At 59.3% G+C, this 13,255-nt stretch carries 12 protein-coding genes; 5 read left to right on the forward strand and 7 right to left on the reverse strand.

What is annotated here, in order from left to right; translation table 11 throughout:
- The first annotated feature begins 40 nt into the window (after positions 1 to 40).
- Positions 41 to 238, forward strand: a complete 198-nt coding sequence (locus tag J4G38_RS05320) for a hypothetical protein (RefSeq protein WP_210516261.1) — start codon at positions 41 to 43, stop codon at positions 236 to 238.
- 72 nt (positions 239 to 310) lie between these two features.
- On the opposite strand, the gene J4G38_RS05325 is transcribed toward J4G38_RS05320, so the two are convergent.
- Positions 311 to 3,001, reverse strand: coding sequence for a valine--tRNA ligase (locus tag J4G38_RS05325; protein ID WP_210516260.1), 2,691 nt, complete (start codon positions 2,999 to 3,001; stop codon positions 311 to 313).
- A gap of 372 nt (positions 3,002 to 3,373) precedes the next feature.
- Here J4G38_RS05325 and J4G38_RS05330 point away from each other — a divergent pair, with 372 nt between their 5' ends.
- Positions 3,374 to 4,288 carry a carbon-nitrogen hydrolase family protein gene (locus J4G38_RS05330; RefSeq protein WP_210516258.1) on the forward strand — a complete coding sequence of 305 codons (915 nt, stop codon included), beginning with the start codon at positions 3,374 to 3,376 and terminating at the stop codon, positions 4,286 to 4,288.
- Positions 4,289 to 4,409: 121 nt separating this feature from the next.
- The gene (locus J4G38_RS05335; protein WP_210516256.1) at positions 4,410 to 5,618 is read left to right on the forward strand and encodes an N-acetyl sugar amidotransferase; all 1,209 of its coding nucleotides are present in this window, start codon (positions 4,410 to 4,412) and stop codon (positions 5,616 to 5,618) included.
- 67 nt (positions 5,619 to 5,685) lie between these two features.
- Here J4G38_RS05335 and J4G38_RS05340 read toward each other — a convergent pair whose 3' ends face one another.
- Positions 5,686 to 6,036, reverse strand: coding sequence for a 4Fe-4S dicluster domain-containing protein (locus J4G38_RS05340; protein ID WP_210516254.1), 351 nt, complete (start codon positions 6,034 to 6,036; stop codon positions 5,686 to 5,688).
- A 192-nt stretch (positions 6,037 to 6,228) separates the two neighbouring features.
- On the opposite strand from J4G38_RS05340, the gene J4G38_RS05345 reads away from it, so the two are divergent.
- On the forward strand, positions 6,229 to 7,242 hold the full coding sequence (locus J4G38_RS05345) for an aldehyde dehydrogenase family protein (protein ID WP_210516252.1): 1,014 nt from the start codon (positions 6,229 to 6,231) through the stop codon (positions 7,240 to 7,242).
- Between the two features lie 108 nt (positions 7,243 to 7,350).
- The gene (locus tag J4G38_RS05350; protein WP_210516250.1) at positions 7,351 to 7,656 is read left to right on the forward strand and encodes a hypothetical protein; all 306 of its coding nucleotides are present in this window, start codon (positions 7,351 to 7,353) and stop codon (positions 7,654 to 7,656) included.
- A 5-nt stretch (positions 7,657 to 7,661) separates the two neighbouring features.
- Here J4G38_RS05350 and J4G38_RS05355 read toward each other — a convergent pair whose 3' ends face one another.
- The 5 genes from J4G38_RS05355 to J4G38_RS05375 form a co-directional block, all read right to left on the reverse strand.
- Complete coding sequence (locus J4G38_RS05355) at positions 7,662 to 8,531, reverse strand: nucleoside phosphorylase (protein ID WP_210516248.1); 870 nt, start codon at positions 8,529 to 8,531, stop codon at positions 7,662 to 7,664.
- A 108-nt stretch (positions 8,532 to 8,639) separates the two neighbouring features.
- Complete coding sequence (gene trhO, locus J4G38_RS05360; protein ID WP_210516246.1) at positions 8,640 to 9,581, reverse strand: oxygen-dependent tRNA uridine(34) hydroxylase TrhO; 942 nt, start codon at positions 9,579 to 9,581, stop codon at positions 8,640 to 8,642.
- A gap of 233 nt (positions 9,582 to 9,814) precedes the next feature.
- Positions 9,815 to 10,447: a NeuD/PglB/VioB family sugar acetyltransferase gene (locus tag J4G38_RS05365; protein ID WP_210516244.1), complete on the reverse strand. Its 633-nt coding sequence runs from the start codon at positions 10,445 to 10,447 to the stop codon at positions 9,815 to 9,817.
- 100 nt (positions 10,448 to 10,547) lie between these two features.
- Positions 10,548 to 11,879, reverse strand: a complete 1,332-nt coding sequence (locus tag J4G38_RS05370) for a hypothetical protein (RefSeq protein ID WP_210516242.1) — start codon at positions 11,877 to 11,879, stop codon at positions 10,548 to 10,550.
- Complete coding sequence (locus J4G38_RS05375) at positions 11,876 to 13,177, reverse strand: DUF2851 family protein (RefSeq protein WP_210516240.1); 1,302 nt, start codon at positions 13,175 to 13,177, stop codon at positions 11,876 to 11,878. Before J4G38_RS05375 ends, J4G38_RS05370 begins: the two co-directional genes overlap by 4 nt.
- Between the last annotated feature and the right edge of the window lie 78 nt (positions 13,178 to 13,255).

The following is a 13,255-nucleotide window of genomic DNA, read 5'->3' on the forward strand; positions in this document are numbered from 1 at the left end:
GCGCGCAGCATGACGTTCTGTTTTAGCCTTCTTAACTCTTATGAAAAACATTGTTTTCCTCGGGGCGCTGGTGCTGGCGCTGGGCCTTATCGGCTATTTGTACCAGCAGCTTGACGCTACCGAAAAGGCCTTAAAGCTGTCGGAGCAACGCTTTGCCGATTGCCAGAAAGTCACGTTCCAGCTGCAAAATCAGTTAGCTCCGCTGCAAAAGAAGCAGCCCGGCGGCGTGCCGCAGTAAAGTGCCCGCCCCGCACAAAAAAAGCCGCTTCTCAGTACTGAGAAGCGGCTTTTTTTGTGTTGAAGCTGCTGCTTACAGGCCTTTCAGCGCTTGCTCCAGCGCGGCAATTTTCGCTTCGGCATCGGCCAGCTTCTGGCGCTCGCGCTCCAGCACGTCGGGCTTGGCATTTTGGGCAAACTTCTCGTTGCCCAGTTTTTTCTGCACCGAATCGCGGAAGCCCTGAGCATATTCCAGCTCCTTTTCGAGGCGGACGCGCTCGGCGGCCAGGTCGATGTGACCTTCAAGGGGAATAAAAAACTCGCTGCCGCCCAGCACGAAATTCACCGAAGCGGCGGGGCCGGCATCGGCAAAAGTAACCTCCGAAATGCTGCCCAGCTTGCGGATAATGCCGTCGTAGGCAGTTACCAGGGCGGGGTCGTCGGTTTTAGCAACCAGGGCCAGCGGCTTGTTCGGACCAAGGTTCTTCTGGTTGCGCACGGTGCGGATGCCGGCCACGATGGCCAGGGCCTTGTCCATATCGGCCAGGGTGCGGGCAGCATTGGCGGGCACTGCGGCTTTGGGCCAAGAGGCCACGGTCACGTAGTCGCGGGGGCCGCGCTCGGCCAGCTCGTGCCACAGCTCTTCGGTGATGAAGGGCATGAACGGGTGCAGCAGTTTGAGCAGCGTTTCGAGGAAGCCGATGGTGTGGCGCAGGGTTTCGGCATCGATGGGGTGCTGGTAGGCGGGCTTCACCATTTCCAGGTACTGCGCGCAGAAATCGTCCCAGGTCAGCTTGTACACCGTCATCAGCGCGTCGCTCATCCGGAACTTCTCGAAATGGTCGTCGAGCTCCCCAATGGCGGCCTGCAACCGGGCATTGAACCACGCCACCGGCTTTTCATTCACGAAGGGCAGCGCGGCATCTACTTCCCAGCCTTTCACGAGGCGGAAGGCGTTCCAGAGCTTGTTCGAGAAGTTGCGGCCCTGTTCCACCAGCTTGATGTCGTAGAGCAGGTCGTTGCCGGCGGGGGCCGAGAAGAGCATGCCCGTCCGCACGCCGTCGGCGCCGTACTGGGCAATTAGCTCCAGCGGGTCGGGCGAGTTGCCGAGTTGCTTGCTCATCTTGCGGCCCTGCGCATCGCGCACAATGCCGGTGAGGTACACGTTTTTGAACGGCACTTCGTGGCGGTATTCCAGGCCGGCCATAATCATGCGGGCCACCCAGAAAAACAGGATGTCCGGCCCCGTCACCAGGTCGTTGGTGGGGTAGAAATAGTTGATGTCGGCGTTATCGGGGTCTTTGAAGCCGTCGAACACCGAAATCGGCCACAGCCACGACGAAAACCACGTATCGAGCACGTCCTCATCCTGGCGCAGGTCGCTGAGTTGCAAGTCGGCCCTGCCAGTTTGGGCGCGGGCGTGCTGCAAGGCGTCCTCGGCGGTGAGGGCCACTACGAAGGTGCCATCGGGCAGGTAGTAGGCCGGAATCTGCTGGCCCCACCAGAGCTGGCGCGAGATGCACCAGTCGCGCACGTTCTCCATCCAGGCCCGGTACATGTTCTTGAACTTGGGCGGGTGCAGGCGCACGGTGTCGTTTTCCACCACTTCGAGCGCCGGCTTGGCGAGGTGCTCCATTTTCAGGAACCACTGCAAGCTGAGCTTGGGCTCAATCACGGCCTTGGTGCGCTCCGACGTCTGCTGAATGCTGGCGTACTCCTCAATTTTAACGAGCAAGCCGGCCTCCTGCAAATCCTTGGCAATCTGCTTGCGCGCCGCAAACCGGTCCTGGCCCACGTAGAGCACGGCCTTTTCATTCAGCGTCCCGTCGTCGGCCAGAATGTCGATGACGGGCAGGTTGTGCTTCACGCCCAGCTCGTAGTCGTTCAGGTCGTGCGCCGGGGTCACTTTCAGCGCCCCGGTGCCGAAATCCATCGACACGTATTCGTCAAAAATCACCGGAATTTCGCGGCCCAGCAGCGGAATCCGCAATTTAGCGCCCGCCAAGTGCGCAAAGCGCGGGTCGTTGGGATTCACGGCCACGGCCACGTCGGCCATAATCGTCTCGGGCCGCGACGTAGCCACGGTTAAATAGCTTTTAGCTGCTGGCTGCTGGCTATTAGCTTCGTTCGAAGAAGGGCTAACGGCTAACTGCTGAGAGCTATCAGTTATAATTTCGTAGTTGAGGTAATACATTTTGGCCTGTACGTCCTTGGCAATCACCTCCTCATCGGAGATGGCGGTGCGGCCTTCGGGGTCCCAGTTCACCATGCGCACGCCGCGGTAAATCAGGCCCTTGTTGTACAAATCAACAAATACGCGGAGCACGGCCTGGGTCAGTTCGGGCTCCATGGTGAAGCGCGTCCGGTCCCAGTCGCAGGAAGCCCCGAGCTGCTTAAGCTGCTCGAGAATGATGCCGCCATACTTCTCTTTCCACGCGAAGGCATGTTCCAGAAACTGCTCGCGGGTGAGGTCGGTTTTCGCAATGCCCTGCTCCTTCAGCAAGGCCACCACTTTGGCCTCGGTGGCAATGCTGGCGTGGTCGGTGCCGGGCACCCAGCAGGCTTCCTTGCCCTGCATGCGGGCGCGGCGCACCAGCACATCCTGGATGGTATTGTTCAGCATGTGCCCCATGTGGAGCACGCCCGTCACGTTGGGCGGCGGGATGACCACGGTGTAAGGGACTTTTTTCGGATTGGGTTTGGCCTTAAAAAAGCCTTGTTCCTGCCAACGCTGGTACCATTTGGCTTCAACGTCGGTGGGCGAATAGGTGGTGGCGAGAGACATGGGGAATGATAGGAGAAGCAGAAAGGGCAAAAATAGGCATTAGAACCGGGCCCGGTCACCAGCCAGCCTGGTAGCGCCGCCGACTCAGTGCAGTATCGGAAACGCTTCACAGAAACTTCACATCCAACAACTTTTCGTTTGAAAAGCGCTTCCTTCAATAAACGATGCCCACAGGCAAGCATCGGGCTGAAATAGTCCTTGACTTTCAGAAGACTGACCCCACGGCTGGTTCTGATTTGCTTTCGTACCGGCTACTATTTGGTGCTGTGCCAATGGAGTTTTTTTTTCCGACGACTTCATTTGAGCATCAAAGTCTAATCACGCGTTTGTACCTTCCGGGTGCTTACGACTTTTTCATCCGCAACTCATTCGATGGCTTCGCTATTTCGTTTCCGGAAAGCTCCTCCCGTTGCGCCGCCATTGTTCGAAGTACCTGCTCCAGTGGGCATCCTGCGGGTAGGCCTGGGCCAGTTGCTGGTAGAGGGCGGTGAGCCGGCCCGCAATCTTGCCCGCGCCGTGGAGCAAATTGCCCAGGCCGCCGCCGAAAACTGCGACCTGGTGCTGCTGCCCGAAACCCTGGATTTTGCCTGGACGCATCCCAGCGCCCTCTACGAAGCCCAACCCATCCCCGGCCCCTTCAGCGACCTATTATGCCAGGCCGCAGTGCAGCACGGCATTTATGTGTGCGCCGGCCTCACCGAGCGCGGGCCCGACGGCCGCAACTACAACGCCGCTGTTCTCATCGACCCGCAGGGCGATATTATAGTTAAATATCACAAGATTAACTTGTTGAGTATTGAGCAACCCTTCTACGCCGTGGGCCAGACCCTGAACGTAGTGGATACCCCGCTGGGAAAAATCGGGGTGAATATCTGCGCTGACAATTACCTCGACGGCCTTTCCATCGGCCACACGCTGGCCCGAATGGGTGCCGAATTCATCATCGCCCCAGCTTCCTGGACCGTGGATTACTCCATCACCGAAGAGCACGACCCGTACGAGGAAAAATGGGTTAAGCCATTTTCAATCCTTGCCAGGCTTTATAACGTAGTGGTAATTAGCACGACATCGGTCGGCTACATTGTGGGCGGACCCTACGAAGGCAAGAAAAGCGTGGGCTGCTCCCTGGCCGTTGATGCCAACGGGGTGCAGGCCCGCGGGGCCTTCAATGAGTTTGCCGGCCAGCTGGTGGTGGCCGATTTGGCTCGCCCCCACCGCCCCGAACGGGGCACCGACATTGGCGTCATGCTCCTATGCAAAGGCTATAAGTTTGACCAGTTGCCCTAGTTTTTTCCCTGCTAGCCTTCTTTTATCTACTTCCTTTTATTCTTTTCCTTTCCAGTGCTACCCTCCTCGTCTTTGCTGCCAACTCACTTTTCCTTTTGCAGCCCTTCTATTTCAGCCGCCTTTGCTCACTCAATTACACCCCACCGACAACCGGATTTCAACGGAACACGCCGCTGATTATCAGCGCTGCACCCGTTGCGTAATGGACACCACCGCGCCAGGCATTACTTTTGACGACGCGGGAACCTGTTCTTTTTGCGAGGTCCATGACCGTATGGAACAGGCGTTTCCGTTGGGCGAAGCCGGCCGCCAGAAGGTGCGAAACCTGGCCGGCGGCATGCGCCGGGCGGGCCGCGGCCGCCGCTACGACTGCGTGGTGGGCCTGAGTGGCGGCCGCGACAGCACCTATACCCTGTGGTATTGCGTCACCCAGCTCCAGCTGCGGCCGTTGGCGGTACACTTCAACGATGGATTTGGCAACCCCGTGGCTGGCGAAAACATGGTACGCACCTGCCAGCGCCTGGGCGTGGAACTGCGCACTATCACCTCGGACTGGCGCGAATCAAAAGACTTAAAAATCGCCTTCCTGAAAGCATCCGTGCCCGATATGGAAGAAGGTACTGACCTCGGCATTGCTACGGCGCTCTATGGCGTTGCTGCGAAGGAGGGCGTTCAGCACGTCGTCATTGGCCAGTCGTTTCGGACGGAGGGCATTGCCCCGCTGAGCTGGAATTTCCTTGATGGCCGTTATTTACGCGCCGTGCACAAGCAATTTGGCACCGTGCCGCTGCGGCGCTGGCAGCCCAACGACCCCGGCTTCAATCTGGGCATCAAGGAGATGGTTTATTACGCCTTCGTCCGGCGAATCAAAACCGTAACGCTGCTGTATCACCTCGACTACGTGCGCACTGAAGTCGACGAGTTGCTGGAGCGCGAATTGGCCTGGAAAAGCCCGGGCGCGCACTATTTTGATGACCTCTACCAAAGCCTTATTTATTACCTCAACCGCGTCAAGTTCAATATCGACCGGCGGCTATTTAATTATTCGGCCCTGGTGCGCTCGGGCCAAATGAGCCGGGAAGTGGCCCTGGACCGTATTTCCCGCATCAATTCCATCGAGGACGATGCGGTCATAGCCCTCTGCATAAAGCGCCTGGGCCTGACAAGGGCAGAATTTGATAACATGGTGGCCGCACCGCCCAAAACATTTCACGACTACCCCAACAGCTACGCGTTTCTGCGGCTGTTCAAGTGGCCCATTAAGCTGATGAGCCGGTTGAATCTGATTCCAGAATCGGCTTACGACAAGTTCTTTAATTGCGGCACCTGAACTTTTGTGCGCAAAAAAGGCCGCTTCCTGAGAAGCGGCCTTTTTTGTCGGGTATTGGCAGAAAAAGCTACGCGGCGATGTGCAGCCACTCTTTCTTTTCCAGCAGACGCTCGCGGGTTTCGCGGTAGTCCGGGTCATCCACGCAGCAATCCACGGGGCACACGGCAGCGCACTGCGGCTCTTCGTGGAAGCCCACGCATTCGGTGCACTTATCCGATACGATGTAGTAGTATTCGTCCGAAACCGGGGTTTGTGGGGCCGTACCGGCTACTATGCTGCCGTCGGCGGCAGCCACCTCTTTGAGGCTTGTGCCGTCGGACCAGCGCCATTGGGCACCGCCTTCGTAAATGGCATTGTTGGGGCATTCCGGCTCGCAGGCACCACAGTTGATGCACTCGTCGGTTATCATGATGGCCATGGGGCGTCGGGGGGTCTGGGTGAAGAAGAACCAAAGCGGAACGAGCAGGCTTTACGTAAAACGCTCGCGCCGCGCCGTCCTTTGGGCCTACAAAATTAACCAACAACGGGCGGGTTTGCATGGTTTGACCCAATTTTGCCGGGTATTCTTCTGCCGTCCCCGGGAAACTGCCCGGCCCGCCCCACTTTTTATATGAATCACGCCGAACGTTTAGCTGCCTTTATTGCCCTGGGCCAGCGCCTTGCCACCCTTCCTGCCGACGAGCTGACTACCCTGGCGGCCCGCGCCCGTAACCAAAACGCCTGGTTCGACGAGCCGAGCGTGACTGCCGCCGTGGCCGGCATTGCGCACCTGCTGGCCGAGGAACCGCTGCGGCGCTGGGCGGCGCGCTACCCGCCCGAGCCCACCACCGTGCACCGCATCGGCGTGGTGATGGCCGGCAACATTCCCCTGGTTGGTTTTCATGATATGCTGTGCGTGCTGCTCAGCGGCCACGTGTTGCAGGCCAAGCTCAGCGCTTCGGATACCGTACTGATGACCTGGGCGATAGAGGGGCTAACCCGGCTGGAACCGCGCTTCGCGGACTTCATTCAGGTGCTGCCCCGACTGAACGAGGCCGAAGCCTTTGTTGCCACCGGCTCGGACAATACGGCGCGCTACTTTGAATTTTATTTTGGCAAAAAGCCGCACCTCATTCGTCGCAATCGCACCAGCGTGGCCGTGCTCACGGGCCAGGAAACCAGCGCGGAGCTGGCCCTGCTGGGGCCCGATATTTTCCAGTATTACGGCCTGGGCTGCCGCAACGTGAGCAAGCTGTTTGTGCCCGAAGGCTACGATTTTGTTCCCTTGCTGGATGCCCTGCAGGTGTGCGAGGGCGTGCTCAACCACCACAAATACAACAATAACTACGACTACAACAAGAGCATTCTGCTGGTGAACCGGGTGCCGCATTTCGACAACGGCTTTTTTCTGATTACCCGCGACCCGAAGCTGGTTTCGCCCATTTCGATGGTGTACTACGCCGAATACACTAGCGAAATCGACCTCGTGGACCAGCTCACCGACGTGGCGGCCCAAACGCAGTGCGTGGTGTCGGCCGGGGGGCGGTTTGCGGGCAGTATGCCGTTTGGCCAAGCCCAGTCGCCCGGCGTGGCCGAGTACGCCGACCGCGTGGACACAATGGAATTTCTGGCCCAGCTACCCTAAATTTTTTTTGGCAAAAGCGTAGACTGACGCGGTTTATTTACCGTTTATGGCTGTGTCCGGGCCATTTTTTCCGCCCGGCATTTCCACCCCCTCGCTTCATCCCTTGCCATGTCGTTTACATCATCCGCAGCAACCGTCGAAATCGTTGAAAAAGAAGACTTAACCACCATGCACTTCGCTCACGACGATGTATTGACCGACGAAACGGCCCGCCAGCACCGCCGGGCCGATGCCGAACGGGCTGTGACCCTCGGCAACGCTTACCACGGCAAGCTGGATATTTATTTTCAAACCGCTGACGGGGTCACCAAGCGCATGGCCACCACCGTTTGGGCCGCCGATGCCAACCACATCACCCTCAAGTCGGGCGCTTCGTTGCCGCTGCGTGCAGTGTTGGGCTTCGATTTTTACTAATCCGGCTAAATCCGTGATAAGGTGCGCTCAATCATGGCATCGACCACGGCCCCGGCGTTTTCAGCGAATTCGCCGGTAGCCCGGTTGGCCACGATGGCATTCAGGGAAAGGACTTCATGGCCCAGCAGGCGGCCTAGGGCATAATAGCCGGCCGTTTCCATCTCAAAATTGCTGAGGCGGAATTCCCCCTCCGCACTTTGGTGACGGAAGTTCTGGAGCCGGCTGATGTAGTCGGGCTGGCGCAAATCGAGGCGCAGGCTGCGGCCCTGCGGCCCGTAAAAGCCCGGGCAAGTGAGGGTGTTGCCCATCGTCATGCCCGCGCCCAGCTGCTCCCGCAACAGGTCGGAGCCCCGCACCACGTAGGGCGCGTAGGGCAGCGCCAGCGCCTGCTGCAGCTCGGTGGCAATTTCGGTTTCCAGGCCGGTTTCCATCAAGGGGTAGAATTGCATAAGGCTGTCGAGGCCGACGGCGTGCTCGGTGGCCAGCATCGTGCCAATGGGTACATCGGCCTGCAAGCTGCCGCTGGTGCCCAGCCGAATGATGCGCAGGCTGAGCCGCTCCTCAACCGGGCGCACGGTGCGGGCCATGAAGTCGATGTTGACCAGCGCATCCAGTTCGTTCATCACGATGTCGATGTTGTCGGTGCCCATGCCGGTGCTGAGCACGGTGAGGCGCTTGCCGCGGTAGTAGCCCACGTGGGTCACAAACTCGCGGTGCGTGCCCTCAAACTCGATGGAGTCGAAATGCCGGCTCACCTGCGCCACCCGGCCGGGGTCGCCCACGGTCAGGATGGTGTCGGAAATGTGGTCGGGCAGCAGGTTGAGGTGGTAAATGCTGCCGTCGGGGTTGAGGATGAGCTCGGAAGAGGGAATCATAATGTGAATTAAGAATTAAGAATTAAGAAGGAAGAATTCAAAATGAGAGGTTAAAACTGTCGCATACGACGACCTATTTTTACTTCTTCATTCTTAGTTGCTACTTCTTCACTTGGCGTAGGAGGCGAGCCCCTGGGCGGGGTTGTAGTGGTTGCTGAGTTTGGGATATGCGCCGGTGCCGTCATACGCCCGCTTGTCGGGGTGGGTGGTGCAGGCTTCGGAGCAGGCACCTTGCAGCGTTTCGCCGCAGGCTTCGCAGAGTGGCAGGTGGGCGTTGCAGTGCGGGTTGGCGCAGTTAACGAGGCGGTTGCTGGGCTGCTGGCAGTGCTGGCAGCGCGAAATCACGGTGGGATTTACGCGGTTCACGTCCACGGCCACGCGGTTGTCGAATACGTAGCACTGGCCATCGAAGTCCTCGCCGCCCGCCTCAATGCCGTACTTGATGATGCCGCCGTGCAGCTGGTACACGTTTTCGAAACCTTGCTCCAACAGGAATGCGCTGGCTTTTTCGCACTTCACGCCACCGGTGCAGTAGGTCAGAATTTTCTTATCCTTGAACTCCATCAGCCGCTCCACCCGCTCGGGGAAGTCGCGGAAGTTTTCCATGTCCAGCGTCACGGCATTTTTGAAGCGGCCGAGGTTGTACTCATAATCCGAGCGCACGTCTACCACCACCACGTCGTCGCGGTCCTTCAGGGCCTTAAATTCTTCGGGCGAAAGGTGCTGGCCGGTTTTCTCGTGCGGCCGCACGTGGCGCAGGCTGCTGTGCACGATTTCGGGCTTCACCCGCACGTGCAGCTTCTGGAAAGTGTGGGCCGGCACCTCGTCCACTTTGAATTCGAGGGCGGCGAAGCGCGGGTCGGCCTTCACGACAGCCATGTAACGCGCGCAGCTTTCGTGGGTGCCGGACACGGTTCCGTTCAGCCCCTCGGCGGCCACGATGATGCGCCCGCGCAAGTCCAGCTCCAGGCACAGGCGGTGATGCTCGTCCCGAAACTGCTCCGGGCTGTCGAGCGGTGTATAGCAGTAATAAAGAAGAACCTGATACATGTTAAGCTATGAGTTAAAAAATGAAGCTGTTTAGGAATTCACCAGAACATTTGCGTCTCGTCGTTGAACGACAAAGGCGGGATTCGTTCAACGACGAGACGCAACTATGCGTCTCTACATCCTCGAACTGAATTTCTAACCAGCTTCAATATGAGTTATGAATTACCAGTTATAAGTAAGTCGGCCCGCCGATGGAAACTCACAACTCATAATTTTTAACTCATAATTCCCTTTTACACTTTCACGGCCGGGTTGCCAAATACCGTTTGACCGTTCGGCACATCGGCCACCACCACCGAGCCCGCGCCAATGCGCGCTTTGTCGCCGACTTTGACCCCGGCCACCACCACGGCCCCGGCCCCGATGAAAGCCAGCTCGCCCACCTGCGCATCGGCCCCGATGAGGGCACCGCTGCCCAGCTGCGCAAAGTCACCAACGGTGGCGCGGGCTTCAATCACGGCGTTGGCGCCCACCAGGCAGCCGTCGCCGAGGATGGCGGTGGCAGCCACTACCGCATTGGGCCCCACGTAGTTGCCGTGGCCCAGCGTGGCGTGCCCCGATACGCTGGCACGCTGATGTATGGCGTTCACGGGCACGGCTTCGTACTCCGTGCGCAGCATTTGGGTGAGGCTGCGGCGGCTCGCGGTATCTTCGGTGGCCACAAACACTTCGCATTTTTTACCGAGGAGCTTCAGCAGCTCGCCGTCGTCGGTGTTGCCCATCACGGGCACATCGAGCAATTCGGTGCCTTGCAGCTTTTTGTCGTCGTCGAGCAGGCAGTACACCACAACATCGTTGGAGAGAAACGCGTCGAGGGCGGCGGTGCCAACTGTTTGGGCACCAAGAATGATAACGGGGTTTTCCATGGGTGGGGTTTCGGAGTGCGGGGCCAATTGGCCAGCGGCAACGGGCCGCCGGAATTTCGCCTGGAAAGGCAAAGGTACGGCAACCGCCGCAGGAGCTGTTTTATGCGGGAACCTTCGGCGCCAGGGCAGCAGGCCAACCGCGCTGATTGTTCAAACCAAGGCGCCGGAAGGCGGCGGCCGCGTAATCGTTTTGCAGCAGCAGCAGCAGCAAATAAGGCGTCATAACGCTCCGGTAGCGGTGCAAGGTGCCCAGATTGGCAGTGCTTATGCCCAAAAGCGCGGCCAGCGCCAAACACTGAATAACCAACGCCAGGACCAGGCCAAAAGGCAGATGCCCATATTTACCGCGCCAAGCCGCCAGCAGAGCCGCGGCCAATGTACTCAGGAGCAGCAAGTTTTCAAGGCCGGCAAGGATGTATGGCCCTTCGAACGACTCACCCAGCCAAGGCCGCGTAAGGGTGTTTGCAATTGCCTGAGGAACGTGGCGCAGGACGCTTTCGGGAGTGGGCCGCAGGTCCGGATAATCGATAAAGGTTTTTCCAGCCGATGCGTGGACGCCCTGAGTGCGCATATACATCAGCTGGCTGGTGAACTTATTCAGCCGGAAAACGATGCTCACCTCCGAAGCTACCCAGGCACCACCACTCAGCACCAGCACAGCCACCCCTACTTGCAACCACCGGCTGCGAACAAGCCCTAAGCGTTGCAGCACGCTCACGACAATCAACACGGTTAAACCACCAAAAAGCGGCACAGCGAAGAAGTAGCGCATTTTAAAATGCAGTATTCCCAGCAAGAGCAGGCCCGTAATTCCTAACCAAAGCCTGGTCCCCGTCACCCTTTTCCCTCCATAAAACAGCTCGATAAACACCGCTAGCATCCAGGCTCCGCTCCCCAGAACCACCGATTCTTTCACAATTCCTGATGCCCAATAAATGACCGATGGCCAGAGCACAAAGGCAAGCATTCCGGCCGCGACCGGCGTTTTTGGAAACGTCTGGCTCAGAGCTCGCACCAGTTGCCAACACCCCACAAAGCAGAAAATTGACAGATACACTGCATTGAGCCAATTGGTGCCCATTGAAGCCAAATTGGTAACGCCCAGCACTTTGGCAAAAAAGAAAGTGTTGGACATTCCGTAAAAAACCACTTCCCTTCCTGCGAAACGCATTTCGTCACTCCCCAGCGTATGAATTGCGGCCGCCGGGTCGACCCAAAACTGGGCCGTCAGCAGCCGCCCATAGCCACTCATGCGTTCGGCATCCTGGACCAAATGCCGGGCGTGCACGATGCCAACCAGCAGCCGCGCTCCCAACCCGAAAGCCAGGGCCGCCCGCACCCAGCCCCGCGCCTGCCGCCACTGCCGCCCCAGCCACGGCAGCAGCACGGCCAGCAGGGCGGCATTGAGGAAAATAGCCAGCGCCATCTTCATCGGGCCACCCGGGGCTGCTGCACCAGGCGGCTGCCAATGGCGCAGTGCAGGCAGCGGCGCGGGGTGCAATAGTTCTTGTGCAACGCCAACAAGCCCTGCGAATCGGCGGCCGTGCGGTGGGCAAAGCCCAGGGCAGCATACACGTCGGTGTACTGGTTATGTTCAGCCGGCAATTCGCTGAGCAACGCTACGCTGCTTTCGACCAGCGCGGGCTGGCCCACGTGCCGGGCGTAGGCCACGCGCAACGGCACCACCACGTTGGTGATGAGCAAATCGGTGCTGCTTTTGCCCAGGGCCGGCACCTTGCCCGGCCGGCCGGGCCGGAAGTGCGTGCGCCAATACTCCGGCACCGGAGCGCGAAAAAACTCCGTGAGCGCGGCTACGCTTTGTGCCGTCAGCAAGGCATCGAACAGGGCCGGGCGGGCGTGCAGCAAGCCCGCAAGCTGGCCCAGCCGCACCGGTGGAAAATTGGCCGGCCGCAGGCGCAGGTAGTTCCAGTCGTGCACCGCCAGAGCGGCCGCGCCCAGGGCGTATTTGTGCCGCAGAAACTCGTATTCCTGCTTCAAGTCCTGAATGTACTTGTCAGCCACAGTTTCCTCATTATCAACAAGAAATCCGGCCTGCCCAAACAGTAACGCCTCTAGTTGCCGCTGGTCGTGGCGGTGGCGGCGCAGCACGGCCAGGGGCAGGGCTTTGGCCAGCTGGGTCAGGGGCTCACTGTTTTTCTGGAAGCCGAATGCCGCCATCAAGGCGTGGTAAGTGGTGGCTTCCCAGTCCTGAGCCAGGTGCTGGTGCAGCGCCATGATGGCGTCGGCTTTGTGCTCGACGCGCTCCATCAGGGCGCGCTCGGTCATCATCGTTTTGGTAATTTCAGCCACCAGACCGAGCAGCGGAGCACAGGGCAAGGACGCGACTGCGGGAGCCTCTACCAGGGCGTGGTAGCGCGCCAACAGCTCGGGCGCCAGGCGGGCTTGCAGCGCCAGGGCCGGGATGCGGCTGCCGTTGGTGCGGGCCACATCGGCATCGTGGCTGCCCACGACGTGCAGGATTACCTGGTCGTACTTGGGGTCAGTCTGGTGGCTATGCCGGACCCAGTCCGAGGCGCGCAGATGGATTTCCACGGCCCCGTTCCATTCCACTTCGCCGAGGCGCAGGCGGGCATTGAGGAAGTCGGGGCCGGCGTCGGCGTTGCGGTGGCCGGGACGGAGTACCTGGATTTCCTCCCCCCCGGCCGTGCGCAAGTCGGCCTTATCGAAATACTGGTGCTGCCAGACGTAGTGGAGGAAATCTTCGCGCATGGCGGTAAAATTAGTTGTCAGTTACTCATTGTCAGTTGTTAGTTCAGGAACCAGCGCCTGGGCCGCAAAAAACACAAG

The sequence above is a fragment of the Hymenobacter terricola genome (genome assembly GCF_017921975.2).
In the GTDB taxonomy this organism is placed as follows: Bacteria; Bacteroidota; Bacteroidia; order Cytophagales; family Hymenobacteraceae; genus Hymenobacter; species Hymenobacter terricola.